Annotated in this window: 15 protein-coding genes; 8 read left to right on the forward strand and 7 right to left on the reverse strand. The window is 73.0% G+C overall.

The genetic code is table 11. The features are described 5' to 3' along the window. Positions 1-19: 19 nt before the first annotated feature. The 3 genes from ACN263_RS02465 to ACN263_RS02475 all read right to left on the reverse strand — a co-directional run bounded on the left by ACN263_RS02465 (position 20) and on the right by ACN263_RS02475 (position 4,009). Positions 20-802 (reverse strand): peptidase, encoded by a 783-nt coding sequence (locus ACN263_RS02465; RefSeq protein WP_422738207.1) that lies wholly within the window; start codon positions 800-802, stop codon positions 20-22. Then, positions 802-2,097 carry a VWA domain-containing protein gene (locus tag ACN263_RS02470; RefSeq protein ID WP_422738208.1) on the reverse strand — a complete coding sequence of 432 codons (1,296 nt, stop codon included), beginning with the start codon at positions 2,095-2,097 and terminating at the stop codon, positions 802-804. The genes ACN263_RS02465 and ACN263_RS02470 overlap by 1 nt, the downstream gene beginning before the upstream one ends. 358 nt (positions 2,098-2,455) lie before the next feature. Next, positions 2,456-4,009, reverse strand: coding sequence for a dolichyl-phosphate-mannose--protein mannosyltransferase (locus tag ACN263_RS02475; protein ID WP_422740571.1), 1,554 nt, complete (start codon positions 4,007-4,009; stop codon positions 2,456-2,458). Between the two features lie 255 nt (positions 4,010-4,264). On the opposite strand from ACN263_RS02475, the gene rsmI reads away from it, so the two are divergent. Then, the gene (gene rsmI / locus ACN263_RS02480) at positions 4,265-5,104 is read left to right on the forward strand and encodes a 16S rRNA (cytidine(1402)-2'-O)-methyltransferase (RefSeq protein ID WP_422738209.1); all 840 of its coding nucleotides are present in this window, start codon (positions 4,265-4,267) and stop codon (positions 5,102-5,104) included. A gap of 12 nt (positions 5,105-5,116) precedes the next feature. On the opposite strand, the gene ACN263_RS02485 is transcribed toward rsmI, so the two are convergent. Next, positions 5,117-6,151, reverse strand: a complete 1,035-nt coding sequence (locus ACN263_RS02485; RefSeq protein WP_422738210.1) for a hypothetical protein — start codon at positions 6,149-6,151, stop codon at positions 5,117-5,119. 149 nt (positions 6,152-6,300) lie between these two features. Between ACN263_RS02485 and metG the strand changes: the two genes are divergently transcribed. Further along, entirely contained in the window at positions 6,301-8,103 is a 1,803-nt protein-coding gene (gene metG / locus ACN263_RS02490) for a methionine--tRNA ligase (protein ID WP_422738211.1), read from the forward strand. 43 nt (positions 8,104-8,146) lie between these two features. Here metG and ACN263_RS02495 read toward each other — a convergent pair whose 3' ends face one another. Beyond that, entirely contained in the window at positions 8,147-9,394 is a 1,248-nt protein-coding gene (locus tag ACN263_RS02495) for a hypothetical protein (RefSeq protein ID WP_422738212.1), read from the reverse strand. A 205-nt stretch (positions 9,395-9,599) separates the two neighbouring features. Between ACN263_RS02495 and ACN263_RS02500 the strand changes: the two genes are divergently transcribed. The 6 genes from ACN263_RS02500 (at position 9,600) to ACN263_RS02525 (ending at position 15,562) form a co-directional block, all read left to right on the forward strand. Then, positions 9,600-10,499 (forward strand): TatD family hydrolase, encoded by a 900-nt coding sequence (locus tag ACN263_RS02500; RefSeq protein WP_422738213.1) that lies wholly within the window; start codon positions 9,600-9,602, stop codon positions 10,497-10,499. Beyond that, positions 10,493-11,362, forward strand: coding sequence for a 16S rRNA (adenine(1518)-N(6)/adenine(1519)-N(6))-dimethyltransferase RsmA (gene rsmA, locus ACN263_RS02505; RefSeq protein ID WP_422738214.1), 870 nt, complete (start codon positions 10,493-10,495; stop codon positions 11,360-11,362). Before ACN263_RS02500 ends, rsmA begins: the two co-directional genes overlap by 7 nt. A gap of 87 nt (positions 11,363-11,449) precedes the next feature. Next, the gene (locus ACN263_RS02510) at positions 11,450-12,400 is read left to right on the forward strand and encodes a 4-(cytidine 5'-diphospho)-2-C-methyl-D-erythritol kinase (RefSeq protein WP_422738215.1); all 951 of its coding nucleotides are present in this window, start codon (positions 11,450-11,452) and stop codon (positions 12,398-12,400) included. Positions 12,401-12,507: 107 nt separating this feature from the next. Further along, positions 12,508-14,313 (forward strand): ABC-F family ATP-binding cassette domain-containing protein, encoded by a 1,806-nt coding sequence (locus ACN263_RS02515; RefSeq protein WP_422738216.1) that lies wholly within the window; start codon positions 12,508-12,510, stop codon positions 14,311-14,313. A gap of 101 nt (positions 14,314-14,414) precedes the next feature. Continuing rightward, complete coding sequence (locus tag ACN263_RS02520; protein ID WP_422738217.1) at positions 14,415-14,870, forward strand: DUF4383 domain-containing protein; 456 nt, start codon at positions 14,415-14,417, stop codon at positions 14,868-14,870. A 215-nt stretch (positions 14,871-15,085) separates the two neighbouring features. Further along, positions 15,086-15,562 (forward strand): DUF4383 domain-containing protein, encoded by a 477-nt coding sequence (locus ACN263_RS02525; RefSeq protein WP_422738218.1) that lies wholly within the window; start codon positions 15,086-15,088, stop codon positions 15,560-15,562. Positions 15,563-15,569: 7 nt separating this feature from the next. Here the strand turns inward: ACN263_RS02525 and ACN263_RS02530 are convergent, their stop codons facing one another. Then, a complete protein-coding gene (locus ACN263_RS02530; RefSeq protein WP_422738219.1) occupies positions 15,570-16,256 on the reverse strand; it encodes a TetR family transcriptional regulator in 687 nt (228 codons plus the stop codon). Between the two features lie 222 nt (positions 16,257-16,478). After that, positions 16,479-17,444 carry an acyl-CoA desaturase gene (locus tag ACN263_RS02535; RefSeq protein ID WP_422738220.1) on the reverse strand — a complete coding sequence of 322 codons (966 nt, stop codon included), beginning with the start codon at positions 17,442-17,444 and terminating at the stop codon, positions 16,479-16,481. Positions 17,445-17,513 lie beyond the last annotated feature (69 nt).

The raw sequence follows: 17,513 nt of genomic DNA on the forward strand, positions 1-17,513 counted from the left end.
ACCTGCGGACGCGGTCGGCTCAGGGCCGCCGGGGCCGCCGGGTCAGCGCGAAACCGACCACCCCGGCCACCGCGGCGAGCACGCCGCCGATGCCGGTCCAGATCCAGCGCGAGCCGAGATCCGGCAGCCAGTCCGTCAGCGAGTCGCCCTCGTCGTCGGCCTCCGGCTCCGGCGTCGGTACGGCGTTGAGCACCGTGCCCGCCTTGGTGTTCGGCACCAGCGGGGCGGCCAGCTCACCGTCGTCGGCCGAGGCGCCCCGGTCGGTCAGGACGCCGACCAGCAGGTCCACGTCGACGGGTGCGCCCAGGTCCGGCTCGGGCAGGTCGGTGACCGAGAGCCGGACGACGTACGTGCCGGGCAGCGGGTCGGCCGACCACGGTTCCGCCCAGGGTCGGACCTCGCGCAGGGTGCAGCCCAGCGTCACGCTCGACGCCTTGCCGTCCACCGTCGGCGTCTGTGCCCCGGCGGTGCACGCCTGCCGCCGGCGCAGCCCGTCGAACACGTCGATGGTCCAGGTCGACGGGCCGCTGCGGGCCTTCGGGAAGGTGACGGTGGCGTTGATCTCGTGGACCTGCCCGGCGGTCGCGGTGAACGACCAGTACAGGTGGTCGCCCACCGAGGCGTCCACGCGTACCGGTTGGCCGGCGGTGATCGGCGTGGCGGTGAGGAACGAGGTGCCGGCCCGGGTCACCGGCGTGGCGCCCGGAGAAGGGGTGGGGGCGGCCACGGCCGTCGCGGGCAGCAGCGCGACCCCGCCGGCGGCGAGCAGCGCCGCCAGCGACCGGAACAGTGCGGTACGCATCAGTTCTCCCTCCAGGTGGCGACCCACCAGCGGGTGAGCAGGCCGGCGATCAGGCCGGTGAGCAGACCTGCCACGGTGAGCAGGACGAGCAGCACCCAGCCGCGGCCGAGATCGGGGCCGTCCGGGGCGCCGGCGGCGGCGACCACGTCGATGGTCAGCTCCACCGGCATGCCGGGCGTCGCCGCGGTGCCCGGGCGCGCGGCGAACGAGTTGCTGACCACCAGGCAGACGGTGGTGGGCTCGGCGGCGGGCGTCGGGCTCGCCTCGGCGGCGTCCTCGTCGTCGGTGGTGGCCTCGTCGTCGGCGGTGGCCGACCAGCGCAGACCGGCGGAGAGCACGTCGGCCCGGCCGCTGCCGGCGTCCGCGCCCCGGACCAGTTCCCGTCCGTCGGCGGCGGTGGCCCGCAGCAGCACTCCGTAGTCGCGGTTCACCGGCCGGTCCAGCGCCATGCTCACCGACGCGCGCAGCTCCTGCCCGGGGCGGACCGGCACCCGGTAGTAGCGGTGCTCGGAGAACGACTCCCGGTCGGCGTACACCCCGGGGGCGAGCAGCGGCGCGGAGTCGCAGGCGTCCGTGCCGCCGACCACGGTCGGCGCCCGGGTGTGGGTGTCGCCGGCCCGCTCGACGAGTTGCTTGATCCGGCCGGTCAGCTCGTCGGCGCTCTGCGCGGCGGTGTACGTGCCGCCGGTCGCGCCGGCGATGCAGAGCAGTTGCCGGCGTACCTTCTCGTCGGGGGCCAGGCCGAGCGTGTCGACGACCAGGCTGGTGCCCTGCGCGGCCAGTTCCCGGGCCACCTGGCACGGGTCCGGCGGGGCGCAGGTGTCCTCCCCGTCGGTGATCAGCACGATCCGCCGGGTGGTGGCCCCGGTGCCCAGGTCCTGGGCTGCGGAGCGCAGCGCCAGCCCGACCGGGGTGAACCCGGTCGGCCGCAGGGTCGCCACGGCTGCCTTGGCGGCGGTCCGGTCGACCGGGCCGACCGGCACGATCTGTTGGGTGTCCTGGCAGCCGACCTTCTTGTCCTTGCCCTTGTACGTCGCGCCGAGCACCCGGATGCCGAGCTGGGTCTCCTCCGGCAGCGCGTCGACCACGTCGTTGAACGCCTGCTGGGCCACCGAGATCCGGCTGCGTCCGTCGATGTCCGCTGCCCGCATCGAGCCGCTGACGTCGAGCACCAGCTCGACCCGGGGTGGCTCGGCCACCTGCTCCTCGTCGGCCGCCGCCGGGAGGGGCCCGGTCAGCGCGGTGGTCGCCAGCAGTCCGAGAAGGACGGCCGCCGATCGTCTGAAGTTGATCACGGCCCGCAGTGTAGTGAGATCCACTTTGGAGGGCCGGCGGGGTGGTTGGTCGTCCCGGACGGTCGGAGCGCCCGTTGCGGGCGCTGGGTCCACGTCAGGTCACCCTCGGTGCAACGGCCGGAGGATAGTCCTCGGCCCGGCCGGAATCGGTCGGAAATCCGACCCAAGTTGACCCGTTGTGCCGGTGGCGCGCGGTGGTTAAGCTCTTCATGCGCGCCCCAATCGCCCGCTTCCCCCGTGGCAGGCGATCGGGGCGCGCGTCTTTGTGTCCAGCTTGGTGCGCATACATCGGGCCCGCACGCTTCACGCGTGCGGGCCCGATGTCCTTCGCGCTGTGCGGCGCGTCGCCTGCCGGTGCTTATATCCAGCGACCGTCGAGCCACATCCGGGCCAGCCAGTCCGAGTACGGGATCAGCTTGCCCACGAAAATCGGATAGAAGTAGGCGAAGCACAGCCCCACGAGCAGCACGTACGCGCCGGCCGCGATGCTGCCCACCAACCGTCGTTCGTAGCCGGCGGTCCCGGGCGTCAACGCCGTCGTCTCGCCCACGTCGCCTCCCGCCGGGGCGATCAGCGCACCCAGCACGTACACCACGGCGAGCACCAGGAAGGGCAGCGCCGGGGCCGCGTAGAACGAGAACATCGTGCGGCCGTCGAGGGCGAACCAGAACCAGGGCAGCAGGCCGGCGGCCACGGTGAGCAGGATCGCGCCGGCCCGCCAGTCCCGGCGGGCGACGCCCAACCAGACGAGCGCCACCAGAGCGGGCAGGAACGACCACCACAGCAGCGGGGTGCCCAGCAGCAGGATCTCCGAGGCGCAGGTCGGCGCGCCGCAGGCGCCGTCCCCCGACCAGTGGAAGGCGACCGGGCGGCCGAGCAGCAGCCACTGCCACGGCCACGACTGGTACTTGTGCGGATCGTCGAGCTGGGCGTGGAAGCCGTACGCGATGCGGTGGTACTCGTAGAGGTTGACCAGTGGGCCGATCACCGGGGTGTCGCTGAGCGACCCCGTGGGGTACGCCGTCGAGGACGCCAGCCGGTAGTAGCCGTCATCGCTGAGCAGCCACCCCGACCAGGTCGCCAGGTAGGTGCCGACCATCAGCAGCCCCGCCAGCACCAGCCAGGGCACCTCGTCCAGCAGGGTGTCCCGCCAGGGCCGGCGGACACCCGCCGACCGGCGGAGCCCGACCTCCCAGAGGACCACGAAGAGGGCGAACACCGGCACGAAGTAGAGCGCGCTCCACTTGACCGCGCAGGCGCACCCGATCAGCACCCCGGCGGCCAGCCGCCACCACGGCCACGTCCGCCATCCGGTCGACGGCCGGCCCGCGGGCCCGGGCAGGCTCGGGTCGAGGCCGTCGTCCAGCGCGCGTGCCCAGCGCCGACGCCGGGCGTCCCGGTCGAGCACCAGCGCGCCGAAGGCGGCCAGCACGAAGAACATCAGGAAGATGTCGAGCAGCGCGGCCCGCGACAGCACCAGGTGGAAACCGTCAAGCGCGAGCAGCAGGCCGGCCGCGCAGCCGAGCACCGTCGAGCGGAACAGCCGGCGGCCGATGCGGACCAGCAGCAGCACCGAGAGCGTGCCGATCAGGGCCGCCGAGAACCGCCAGCCGAACTCCGGCGCGGTGGTGAACAGGTGCCCGCCGACGGAGACCTTCGACTCCGCGTCCTGGTACCCGAAGGCCCACTCGCCGATGCCGATGAGCCACTTGCCCAGCGGCGGGTGCACCACGTACGAGGGGACGTTGTCCTTGTAGTTCCACTCGACGCCCCGGCTGATCAGCCCGTACGCGTCCTTGGCGTAGTACGTCTCGTCGAAGATCTTGCCCTTGGGGCTGGACAGCCCGACGAAGCGCAGGATCGCCGCGATCGCCACCACCACGGCGGTGGCGAGCCACGAGTACGGGTCCATCCGGGTGTCGACGGTCGCGAACCGGCGACGGACCACGGCGGACACGCCCCCGCCGTCGGTTGGCGGCGCCGCCGCTTCCGAAGGGGGGCTGGGCTCGCCGGACACCTCGACCGTGTCTGCCGGGTCGGCGCTCGGGCTCTGCGCTGTCGACGCACTCGTCACCCGGCGATCGTAGGCTGCCAGGGTGTCCTGTGGCGCCCGTCGTCCCTGATACCGGTATCCGCTGTCGATGAAGGAGACGATGACGTGGGTGAAATGTCCGAAGCTGGGCGCCTGATCCTGCTCGGTGCCCCGCTCGGCAACCCCGCCGACGCCTCGGCCCGGTTCCGCGAGGTGCTGGCGAGCGCCGACGTGGTGGCCGCCGAGGACACCCGCCGGCTCACCCGGCTGGCCCGCGATCTCGACCTCACCGTCGGCGGTCGGATCGTCTCCTACTTCGAGGGCAACGAGGAACGGCGTACGCCCGAACTCGTCGAGGTCATCCTCGGCGGGTACACCGTGGCGCTGGTGACCGACGGCGGTATGCCGAGCGTCTCCGATCCGGGATACCGGCTGGTCCGGGCCGCGCTGGACGTCGGCGCGCCGGTCACCGTCGCGCCCGGGCCCAGCGCGGTGACCACCGCCCTCGCCGTCTCCGGGCTGCCCTGCGACCGGTTCTGCTTCGAGGGGTTCCTGCCCCGCTCCGGAGGCGCCCGCCGGTCCCGACTGCGGGCGCTCGCCGCCGAGGAGCGCACCCTCGTCTTCTTCGAGGCGCCGCACCGGATCGGCGCGGCGCTCACCGACCTGGCCGAGACGTTCGGCGCGGACCGGCCGGCCGCGCTCTGCCGGGAGCTGACCAAGACCTACGAGGAGGTCCTCCGCCGTCCCCTCGGTGAGCTGGCCCGCTGGGCCACGGAGACCGAGCCGCGTGGGGAGATCACCCTGGTGGTGGCCGGCGCGCCGGTGACCCCTGCGGAACGCCCCGACGACGAGACCCTGCGCGCGGCGGTCGCCGAGCGGGAGGCCGCCGGCCGGTCCCGCCGGGACGCCATCACCGACGTCGCCACCGAGTACGCCCTACGCCGCCGCGAGGTCTACACGATCGTGCACAGCTGACCCGCCCCGCGCTCACCAGGCGGCGGCCAGGAAACCGAGGGTGATCAGCGACGGGCCGGCGAGCGCGGCGGTCACCGCCCACCGGCGGTGCCGCCGGCCGGGCAGCCGGGCCGACCCGGTCCACCGGACGATGCCGGCGGCGCAGCCGAGCACCACCAGCAGCCCGGGCAGCCAGCGCAGGTGCCGGCTCGCGCCGGTGTCGGCGTACGCGGTGCCGCCGTCCGGGCCGGTCATCCGGGCCCGGTGCGCGGTCCCCGGTGCGCCGCCTCCGGCGGGTACGCCGCTGACCCGTACCCCGTGGGCCAGGAACCGGCCGTCGTCCGCCGTGAAGATCCCCCGGCAGCTCTGGGTGAGCCCTGCCCCGGTACAGGTGTCGATCACCACCGTGCCCTCGCGCCCGTGCCCGACGGCGAGCCAGAACGGTCCCGCGCTGACCCAGGCGAAGAAGGCGGTGACCAGGCTCAACAGCACCAGCGCGGCCAGCCCGGACACGGGGTCGGGCAGGGCTGTCGTCCGGGCGGTCGCGCGGCGGGACGTTGCCGAGGTGCGGGGCGCGGAATCCTCCCGGACCGGGGTGCCGTCCCAGTGCACCTCCTCGATCGGCGCCCAGAAGGCGCTGTCGCCGTCCGGCAGATCCGTTCCGTCCGACCGGTACGCGTCCCAGCTGCGGCCCTGCTGACGGACCGGCACCCGGCGCGGCACCGCGTCCACCGGCGCCCCGGTGGTCGGCTCCACCTCGACCGTCGCCGCCCCACCCGGTTCACCACCGGCGCGCGCCGCGCTCCCGGCCGCCGTCCCGGCGTACGAACCGGCCGCCGCCGTCCCGGCGTGCGAACCGGGTGGTGGCGTCTCGGCGGACGGGCCCGGCGGGTGCGGGCGGGCCGGACTGGGGGTGGGCGCCGCTGGGCTGGGCCGCGCCGGGGTCGGCGTCGGCGGCCGTGGCGTCGGGCTCGGCCGGGACGCGGCGTCCGGCCGTGGCGCCGGACCCGGCACGGTGGGACGCTCGTCATGGTCCCGGGCCGCTCGTCTGCCAGTCACGACGTTCATTGCACACCGGTAGCAAGGGCTGAACGGGCAGCTGGACCGCGTGTCGGCGACAAATCGGACCAAAGGCCGAGGGGGTCGGCCCGGTCCGTCGACCCGGCACCCCCTATTGGTTCGCGGGCCCGCCGGACGGGTCACTAGGCTTGCTGCTCATGAGTCACGTTCTCGCGGCAGTGGCCTGGCCGTACGCCAACGGCCCCCGCCACATCGGCCACGTCTCCGGTTTCGGCGTTCCCTCCGACGTCTTCGCCCGGTACATGCGGATGGCCGGCCACGACGTGCTCATGGTCTCCGGCACCGACGAGCACGGAACCCCCATCCAGGTGCAGGCCGACGCCGACGGGGTCACCCCGCGCGAGCTGGCCGACCGGTACAACAGGGTGATCGTGGAGGACCTGCACGGCCTCGGCCTCTCCTACGACCTGTTCACCCGCACCACCACCCGCAACCACTACGCGGTGGTGCAGGAGTTGTTCGAGGGCATGTACCGCAACGGCTACATCGTGCCCAGGACCACCATGGGCGCGATCTCACCGTCGACCGGACGCACCCTGCCGGACCGGTACATCGAGGGCACCTGCCCGATCTGCGGATACGACAGCGCCCGGGGCGACCAGTGCGACAACTGCGGCAACCAGCTCGACCCAATCGACCTGATCGACCCGAAGTCGCGGATCAACGGCGAGACCCCGAAGTTCGTCGAGACCGAGCACTTCTTCCTCGACCTGCCCGCCCTGGCCGACGTGTTGCGGCAGTGGCTGGACACCCGCGAGGGGTGGCGGCCCAACGTGCTGCGGTTCTCCCGGAACCTGCTCGACGACCTCCAGCCCCGGGCGATCACCCGTGACCTGGAGTGGGGTGTGCCGATCCCGCTCGACGACTGGCGCGACCGCCCCGACAAGCGGATCTACGTGTGGTTCGACGCGGTGATCGGCTACCTGTCCGCGTCGATCGAGTGGGCCCGCCGCTCCGGCGACCCGGAGGCGTGGCGGAAGTGGTGGTCGGCCGACGGCGAGGGCAAGGACGCCCGGTCCTACTACTTCATGGGCAAGGACAACATCGTCTTCCACTCGGTGATCTGGCCGGCGCTGCTCTCCGGCTACTCCGGCGAGGGCTCCCGCGACGGTGAGCCGGGCGAGCTGGGCCGGCTCAAGCTGCCCACCGAGGTCGTTTCCAGCGAGTACCTGACCATGGAGGGGCGCAAGTTCTCGTCGTCCCGCAAGGTGGTCATCTACGTCCGGGACTTCCTGGAGCGCTACGACGCCGACGCGCTGCGCTACTTCATCGCCGCCGCCGGCCCGGAGAGCAACGACACCGACTTCACCTGGGCCGAGTTCCTGCGCCGCAACAACGACGAGCTGGTCGCCGGCTGGGGCAACCTGGTCAACCGGTGCGTCTCGATGGCCGCGAAGAACTTCGGGGCCATCCCGCCGGTCGACCCGGCCGGGCTCACCGAGGCCGACGAGGCGCTGCTCGCCGTGGCCCGGGCCGGCTTCGAGACGGTCGGTGACCTGATCGGCCGGCACCGGCAGAAGCAGGCCATCGGCGAGGCGATGCGGGTGGTCGCCGAGGCCAACAAGTACCTCTCCGAGCAGGCGCCGTGGAAGCTCAAGGCCGAGGCCGACAAGCCGCGCCAGGGCACCATCCTGCACGTCGCCCTCCAGGTGGTGAGCGACGCCAACACGCTGCTCACCCCGTTCCTGCCGCACTCCGCCCAGAAGGTGTTCGAGCTGCTCGGCGGCACCGGCGTACACGCGCCGATGCCCGTCATCGAGCAGGTCGACGACCTGGACGGCGGCCCGGCGTACCCGGTGCTCACCGGGGACTACACGGTGGGCGCACGCTGGGAGTCGGTGCCGATCGAGACCGGCCGGCCGCTGGCCGCGCCGACGCCGGTGTTCCGCAAGCTCGACCCGTCGATCGTCGACGAGGAGCTGGCCCGCCTGGCCGGCTGAGCGTCCGGCGGCACGCGGCGGCACGTCCTGCCGCTGCGTGCCGTCAGAGCGCGTAGGGCGTGTCCATGACCTGGTCGGCGGTCACCTCGACGCCCGGCGCCCAGGTCTCGTAGACGCCCCGGTCGTGGCACTGCGCGCCGGTGTCGACCACCGCCTCCGGGTCGGGGTGCCGCAACCGCAACCGCAGCCAGCCGGCCTCCTCGCGCAGCACCAGGCACGGCACGCCCCGCCAGGTGGCGAACCGGAGCCGGCGGGCCACCGCCTCCACCGGGTAGCGGGCCGCCCGGGTCATCGCCAACACCCGGAAACCCCCGGGCAGATCGGCCACCGCCTCGTACTCGGTGTCGCCGTAGCGGCCGACCAACTGTGTGGAGCGCAGGGCGTCGCCGGTCGGCACGAACTCCTGGTCGGGGGAGAGGCCCGGCACCGCGGCCAGCAGGTGCCGCCACTGCGGTCCCACCATCCGCAGCCACGCGCGCTGCTCGGCCTGGTAGCTGTAGAGCACCACCTCCACCCCCTCGGCGGTGTACGCGAGCAGCGTCGCGTTCGCCGGCATCGGCAGGTCGGCGAAGTCCCGGGTGACGAACTCCGGGATGAGCTGCCCGTTGCTCGGCACGAACCCGGTGCCCAGCACCGCGGGGCCCACCCGGTCCCGGGGCCGCAGCGCGGGCAGCCCCCGGTGCGCCTCTCCCACCGGCACGTCGTAGTCGCCCGGGTCGGCCGCCCGCCAGCGCAGCGCGTACGCCACGTCCGAGCCGTCCCGCTCGACGTCGCCGTCGGTGCGCAGCACGGTGGTCGCGGCCGGTGTGCGCAGGTGCGCCACGTCGTGCTCCCGGTAGCAGAAGCCGTGCGGCAGCCAGCCCCGCACGTACCCGGCGAGCTGCCGCGCGGAGAGCACCTTCACCATCCGGGTCCCGCGCCGCACCACCGCCGAGGCGCGCACCGCGGCCAACACCGGGTCGCCCGCCGCCGACGGCTGCTGGCTGAGCTGGTGTACGTGCGACCAGCCGTGCTCCCGGTGCGCCGGCAGCATCAGCGGCGTCTCCGGTTCCTCGGCGGCCTCGACCGCCCCGTGCACCGCGCTCACCTCGGTGACGTGCACGAATCGACGCCACGGCAGGGCGGTGCCCGAGCGGGGCGTCCGTTCGAACCCGGCCACCTCCTCGGCGCTGAACAGCTCGTACGCGGCACCCCGGGCGATCTCCTCGGCCGGGTACACGCCGCCGCCGAACGCCACGCGCAGCCCGGTCCGTTCGCCGGCCGCGTCGCTCGTGTGCGGTGTGACGCTCACGCCGCCGTACCCGATGGCTCGGCCGCCACTGACTCGCTCCGCTCGCTCACACCCCTGCCTCGCTCCGCTCGGCAGCGGCGTGAGACGCCACGCTGCTGTGCCTCCTGGTTCGCTCGCTGCGCTCGCTCACTCCGCGACGGTAGAGTCGCGCGGCGTAGTCGAGGTGAACGCCGGGTGGCGGGCGGGTGGACGACGTCGGTGTGTGATGCTGTCGCTGATGAGCGAGCCGACTGAAACCCGCCGCGAGCGTGCCGCCCGGCGGGCCGGAGAGTTCCCGCCCGCCCCCGAGCCGCTGCCCCGGCCGGTGCTGGACAGCCACACCCACCTGGACATCACGGTCAGCGAGGCCGGCGTACCGGGTGGCGGGCCGGTCGACGACCCGGTCGCCGCGGTGGTCGACCTGGCCACCTCGGTGGGAGTGGACCGGTTGGTGCAGGTGGGGGTCGATGTCGCCTCCTCACGCTGGGGCGCGGACATCGCCGACCGGCATCGGTCCGTGCTGGCCACCGTGGCGCTGCACCCCAACGAGGCGCCCCGGCTGGCGGACCTCGACGAGGCGCTGCGGGAGATCGAGTCGTTGGCCGCCCGGGACCGGGTCCGGGGGATCGGCGAGACCGGGATGGACTTCTTCCGGACCGGCGACGAGGGGCGCGTCGCGCAGGAGGAGAGCTTCCGGGCGCACATCGCCATCGCCAAGCGGTACGGCAAGGCGCTGGTCATCCACGACCGGGACGCCCACGCGGACGTGCTGCGGATCCTCGACGACGAGGGCGCCCCGGACACGGTGGTGCTGCACTGCTTCTCCGGTGACGCCGAGTTCGCCCGGGAGTGCGTGCGCCGGGGGTACCTGCTCAGCTTCGCCGGCACGGTCACCTTCGGCAGCGCCACCGCTCTGCGCGAGGCCGCCGCGCTGACACCGCCGGACCAGATCCTGGTGGAGACCGACGCCCCCTACCTCACCCCGACGCCGCACCGGGGACGGCCGAACGCGTCGTACCTGATCCCCCTGACCGTCCGCTTCCTCGCCGAGACCACCGGCAGTGACCTGGACGAGCTGTGCGCGGCCATCTCGGCCACCGGCGACCGGACCTTCGGCCCGTGGTGAGTCTCCTCGGCCCGGCGGAGATCCGGGAACTCGCCACCCGCCTCGGCGTCGCGCCCACCAAGAAGCTGGGCCAGAACTTCGTGCACGACCCCAACACCGTCCGGCGGATCGTCACCGCGGCCGGCCTGACGCCCGACGACGTGGCCCTGGAGGTCGGCCCCGGCCTCGGTTCGCTCACCCTGGGACTGCTGCCGGTCGCCGGGCACGTACACGCCGTGGAGATCGACCCCACGCTCGCCGGCGCGCTACCGGAGACCGCCGGCCGGCACGCCGGGGCGGACGCCGGCCGGCTCACCGTGCACCGCGCCGACGCGCTGCGCGTCCGGGCCGCCGAGCTGGGCGACCCGCCGCCGACCGCGCTGGTCGCGAACCTGCCCTACAACGTCGCGGTGCCCGTGGTGCTGCACCTGCTGGCCGAGCTGCCGACCCTGCGGCACGGCCTGGTCATGGTGCAGAAAGAGGTCGCCGACCGGCTCGTCGCCGGTCCCGGCTCCAAGGTGTACGGCATCCCGTCGGTCAAGCTCGCCTGGTACGCCGACGCCCGAAGCGCCGGACGGGTGCCGCCGAACGTGTTCTGGCCGGTCCCCAACGTCGACTCCGGTCTGGTCGCCTTCACCTGTCACGAGCCGCCCCGATCCGACGTACCCCGGGAGCGGGTCTTCGCCGTGGTGGACGCGGCGTTCGCGCAACGTCGCAAGACCCTGCGCGCGGCGCTCGCCGGCTGGGCCGGCGGTCCGGACCGGGCCGAGGCCGCCCTCACCGCCGCCGGCGTCGACCCCGGCGCCCGCGGCGAGTCGCTGACCGTCGAGCAGTTCGCGGCCATCGCCGCGTCGGCTCCGGCCCCCACGCCGACCGCGAAGTAGGCTGACGCCCGTGCCCGCCCAGGACGCCGAGGAGCTGATCGTGGCCAAGCCGTTCGACATCCGCCTTCGCCTGCGGGACATCACCCCGTGACCGAGGCCTGGCGACCGGACGACGAGGACGAGCGACGCGGGGCCATCGGCCCGGTACGGGTACGCGTGCCCGCGAAGGTCAACCTGCACCTCGGGGTCGGCCCGCTGCGCCGGGACGGCTACCACGAGTTGAACACCGTCTACCACGCGATCTCCATCTACGACGAGCTGACCGCCCGCAGGGGCGACACCCTCGCCCTCACGATGGAGGGCGAGGGCACCGGCGAGCTGGCGCTCGACGACTCCAACCTGGTGATCCGCGCGGCGCACGCCCTGGCCGGGTACGCGGGTGTCCTGCCGCACGCCCGGCTGCACCTGCGCAAGCAGATCCCCCTCGCCGGTGGGCTGGCCGGCGGCAGCGCCGACGCGGCTGCCGCGCTGGTGGCCTGCGACGCGCTCTGGGGCACCGGCCTGTCCCGCGACGAGCTGGCCGGGATCGCCGCCGACCTCGGCTCGGACGTGCCGTTCCTGATCTACGGCGGTACCGCGCTGGGCACCGGTCGCGGCGAGGCGGTCAGCCCGGTGCTGGTCCGGCCCACGTCCTGGCACTGGGTGGTGGCGATCGCCGACGTCGGCCTGTCCACGCCGGCCGCGTACCGCGAGTTGGATCGGCTTCGTGACGCCGGCACCGCCGGCGCCCCGCTGGGCAGCACCGATGCCCTGCTCGGTGCGCTGCGTCAACGCGACCCCCGGGTCCTCGCCCGTACGCTCGGCAACGACCTGCAGGACGCGGCGCTGGCCATGCGCCCGGCCCTGGCCGACACCCTCAAGGCCGGCGAGGCCGCCGGCGCGCTCACCGGCATCGTCTCCGGCTCCGGCCCCACCTGCGTGTTCCTGGCTGCCGACGCCGCCGCCGCCGAACGGATCGCCGCCGAGCTGACCAGTGCCGGGGTGTGCCGGGAGGCACGGGTCGCGCACGGTCCGGTGGCGGGGGCGCGCGTCGTCTGACGTCGCCGGCCGCGCGGCGCGGAGGGTCCGGTCGTCCGCGTACCCTTGGGTCAGGCGTCCCGAGGTGCCCGCCGGCACCCGGACGCCTTGATCTTGAAGGGTGGAACGTGGCCAACATCGTCAATCTGGACCGGGTGTCCAAGGGGTACGGCGCCGCCGGGCGGCTGCTCACGGACGTCTCGCTCGGCCTGGACGACGCCGACCGGATCGGTGTGGTCGGCCTCAACGGCGCCGGCAAGTCCACCCTGCTGCGCCTGCTCACCAAGCAGGAGGAGCCCGACGACGGCCGGGTCACCCACCGCCGTGACCTGCGCGTGCTCTGGCTGCCGCAGCAGCTCACCCTCGCCCCCGACGCCACCGTCCGGGACGTGGTGCTCGGCACCGCCTGGCTGGTCGAGGGCATGGGCGCGGAGCACGAGTGGGCCGGCGACGCCGGCGTCCGCAACATCCTCGACGGCCTCGGCATGCCGCACCTCGGCCTCGACCAGCCGGTCGGCCCGATGTCCGGCGGTGAACGGCGACGGGTCGCGCTCGCCGCGCTGCTGGTCCGCGACGCGGACCTGCTGATCCTCGACGAGCCCACCAACCACCTCGACGTCGGCGGTGTGGACTGGCTGGCCCGGCACCTCGTCGGCCGCAAGGGCGCCCTCGTCGTGGTCACCCACGACCGGTGGTTCCTGGACGCCGTCTGCACCACCACCTGGGAGGTGGCCGACCAGACCGTCCGGGCGTACGAGGGCGGCTTCGCCGCCTGGACCCTGGCCCGCGCCGAGCGCGAGCGGGTCGCCGCCGCCACCGAGGCCCGCCGGCAGAACCTGCTGCGCAAGGAGATCGCCTGGCTGCGTCGTGGCCCGCCCGCCCGCACCTCCAAGCCCCAGTTCCGGATCGACGCCGCCAACGCGCTGATCGCCGACGTGCCGCCGGCCCGCGACACCATGTCGTTGCAGCGGATGGCCGTCTCCCGACTCGGCAAGCAGGTGTACGAGCTCACGGACGTCGAGCTGCACGCCGGGCCGAAGGAGATCCTGCGCGACGTCACCTGGCTGGTCGGCCCCGGCGACCGGATCGCCATCCTCGGCGCCAACGGCGCCGGCAAGACCACCCTGCTGCGGATGCTCGCCGGCATCACCCGACCCGAGGGTGGCCGCCTCACCACCGGCTCCACGGTCCGGCCGGCGTTCCTGTCCCAGGAACTCGCCGAGCTGCCCGGACAACTGCGGGTGCTGGAAGCCGTCGAGGAGGTCGCCCGCCGCGTCCAGCTCGGCGACCGGGAGGTCTCCGCCGCTCAGCTCGCCGAGGTCTTCGGCTTCGACGACCGCCGGCTCTGGACGCCCGTCAGCGACCTCTCCGGCGGTGAGCGCCGCCGGTTGCAGATGCTGCGGCTGCTCGCCGGCGAGCCCAACGTGCTGCTCTTCGACGAGCCCACCAACGACCTGGACACCGACACCCTGGCCGCGCTTGAGGACCTGCTCGACTCGTGGCCGGGCACGATCATCGTGGCCAGCCACGACCGCTACCTGATCGAACGCGTCACCGACACCGCGTACGGGATGTTCGGCGACGGCCGGCTGGTGCACCTCCCCGGTGGCGTCGACGAGTACCTGGCCCGGGCCGCCGAGCGGGCCGGTGCCACCCGGGCCGGCGGCACCGCGGCCTCCGCACCGGCCGGCCCGGCCACGAGCGGCATGTCCGCCGCCGAGGTGCGCCAGGCCCGCAAGGAGCTGACCCGCCTCGAACGGCAGCTCGGCAAGCTCGACCAGCGCGAGGCGACCCTGCTCGACCAACTCGCCGCCGACGCCACCGACTACGCCCGCGTCGCCGAGCTGGACACCCAGCTCAAGGATCTGCGCGCCGAACGGGAACGGATCGAGGAGAGCTGGATGACCCTCGCCGAGGAACTGCCCGAGGGCTGACCCGACCGGGCACGCCGGCCGGGGGCCGTGTGCGGCGTCACACCGGCACATGCGGGACAATCATCAACGACACCTCACCCCACGGCGTTGGAGACCCAGACATGGCCCACACCCCCATCAACCACCCCGCGCGGCCGATCTACCGGGCGATCGCCGGGTTGACCGGTCTGTACCTGGTGGTCTTCGGTGTGCTCGGCATCATCGCGAGCGCCGGCAACGAGGTCCTCGCGCAGGACGACACGAAGGTCCTCGCCCAGGGCACCAACCTCGGCTTCTCGCTACTCAGCGTGTTGCTCGGGCTCGTCGTCGTGGCCGGCGCGGCGCTCGGTCGCAACATCGACGTGGCGGTCAACCAGTGGCTGGCGTACGCGCTGATGGCGATCGGCCTCGGCGGTCTCGCGTTCATCCGTACCGACGCCAACATCTTCAACTTCAACGTCATCACAGTGATCGTGCTGCTGTCGGCCTCCCTGGTGCTGCTGATGGCCGGGATGTACGGCAAGGTCGGCACGGACGAGGAGGCGGAGGCGTTCCAGAAGGCTCGTCTCGTTCTCTGAGTCCTTTTCTTGGTTGCGGCCGTGGGTCTTCGCCGGAGCCCGAGCTGCTCCGGGCGGTCAGGCTTGATCCCTGCGCAGCTCGGGCTCCGGCGAAAACCTGACCTGGTCCAGCCTCCGGCGGACCCGTCCTGCTTCGTGGTTCTTCGGACAGTTGGCCCTGCCTTGGGTGACAATCCTCCTGAAACGGTCAAACTCAGGTGGATGGGGTCTCGGGTATGCCGCACTTTCCGGTCAACCATCCGGCACGGCCGCTCTACCGGGTTCTGTCCGGGCTGATCGGTGTCTACATCCTGGTGTTCGGGGTCTGGGGCGTCGCCGAGACGATCGGTGACCCGCTCTTCGCCCGCAGCAGCACCTGGGCCCTCGGCCTCCGGACGAACCTGGCCTTCTCGCTCGCCTCGGTGGTCTTCGGAGTCGTCCTGATCGTCGGGGCGTCCCGGCGCACCAACCTCGGCCACTACATGAACCTCACCGCCGGCGTGGTGTTCCTGGTGACCAGCATCCTCATGATGTCCGTGCTGCAGACCGACGCGAACTTCCTGAACTTCTCGATGTCGACAGTGGTCGTGTCGATGCTGTTCGGTCTGGTGCTGCTGGGCACCGGCCTCTACGACAAGGTCGGCCCGTCGGAGCACGCCGAGGCGGAGCTGGAACGCCGCAAACATCCGGTGGCCGACGCGCACCGGAGCTGAACCGGGGTCAGCGCCGGCGGGCGGTGATCAGCGTGGGCTTCGCCTCCAGATGCGACAACCCGTTCCAGGCCATGTTGACCAGGTGCGCCGCCACCGTCTCCTTGCGCGGCTTGCGCACCTCCAGCCACCAGCGGCCGGTCAACGCGACCATGCCCACCAGCGCCTGCGAGTAGAGCTCGGCGAGTTTCGGGTCGTACCCCCGGCTCTTGAACTCGGCGCCCAGGATGTGCTCGACCTGATGGGCGACGTCGTTCATCACGCTGCTGAAGGTGGCCGTGCCGGACATCAGCGGCGACTCGCGGACGAGCACCCGGAACCCGCTCGTCTCCTCCTCGATGTAGCCCAGCAGGGCCATCGCCGCCTGCTCCAACAGCTCCCGCGGATGCCCCGCCGTCAGGGCCGTGGTGATCCGGTCCAGCAGGGACCGGACCTCCCGGTCGACCACGACCGCGTAGAGCCCTTCCTTGCCGCCGAAGTGCTCGTACACCACCGGCTTGGAGACCTTTGCCCGGGCCGCCACCTCCTCGATGGAGGTGGCGTCGAAACCCCGCTCGGCAAAGAGTTGCCGGCCGATCGCGATCAACTGCTCCCGGCGCTGGGCCGCCGACATGCGTACCCGGGAAGTGGACTTGGGTTTTGCCGCCGCGGCCGGCGCGGGCCGCCGGCCGGCCGGCTCGTCACTCGCCTCGGGCATGTCGCCGCCTCGCTGGCGCTCCGTCACGCCCTGCCGTGGAATGGTGTCTCCGCTGTGCCCGTTCACGTCGTCGCCTCACTGGCGGGCGGACCGACCGCCCTACCGTGCCGTGCGACCAAACCCGGATCGGGCCCGGCCCTCGTCCGCCGAGCCGTCCGGTCCCCCCGTGTCGCTCGGTCATCCGGCCATCCTGCCAGGCGACATCCCGTGGCACCGCCCGGTTTACCGGGGTGCGACCGGCTTCACGAGCTTGGCGGCGAGGCGTTCGGGCTTGGGCCAGCGCACCTGCGACGCCGCGCCGACCTTCTCGAACAGCCAGATCACCCGCGCCGAGATGTCCACCTGACCCCGCAGCACACCGTGCCGGGCACTGGTCGGGTCGGCGTGGTGCAGGTTGTGCCAGCTCTCGCCGAACGACAGGATGGCCAGCGGCCAGAAGTTCGACGCGCGGTCACCCTGGCGCATCGCGAACGGGCGCTCGCCGTACACGTGGCACACCGAGTTGATCGCCCAGGTGACGTGGTGCAGGAGGCCGATCCGGACCAGCCCGGCCCAGAAGAACGCGGTCAGCGCGCCCTGCCACGACCAGGTCACCAGACCCCCGATCAGCGCCGGGCCGAGCAGCGAGACGGCCACCAGCGCGGGGAAGAGCCGGTCCACCCGGCTGATGTCGCGGTCGGCGATCAGGTCGGGGGCGAAGCGCTCCCGGTTGGACAGCTCGCGACGGAACAGCCAGCCTACGTGGGCGTGGAACAGGCCCCGGGTCAGCGCCCAGACGCTCGTGCCGAACCGCCACGGCGAGTGCGGGTCACCCTCCAGATCGGAGAAGGCGTGGTGCCGCCGGTGGTCCGCCACCCACTGGATGATCTCGCCCTGCACGGCCAGCGAACCCGCGACCGCCAGGCTCACCCGCAGCCACCGCTTGGCCTTGAAGGAGCCGTGCGTGAAGTAGCGGTGGAAACCCACCGTGATGCCGAGCCCGGACACCACGTACCAGACCAGACCGATGATCACGTCCGTCCAGCCCAGCCAGCCGCCCCAGGCGACCGGCACGGCGACGAGCAGGGCGACGAACGGGATCACGACGAACGCCCACAGGGCCGCCAGAATCCCGGGAGACTGGGTGCCGTCGGTGAGCGGTTTCGGGCCGGGGCCGGTGGTGGGGGGTTCGAGCACGGTGGTGGACATGACACCTCGCAGAGGGACGGGGGAAGATCACTAACCTACGCTTACGTCACCGTAACTTACGGGCCGGTA

The organism is Micromonospora sp. WMMD729 (assembly GCF_049315225.1).
Classification (GTDB): Bacteria; Actinomycetota; Actinomycetes; order Mycobacteriales; family Micromonosporaceae; genus Micromonospora.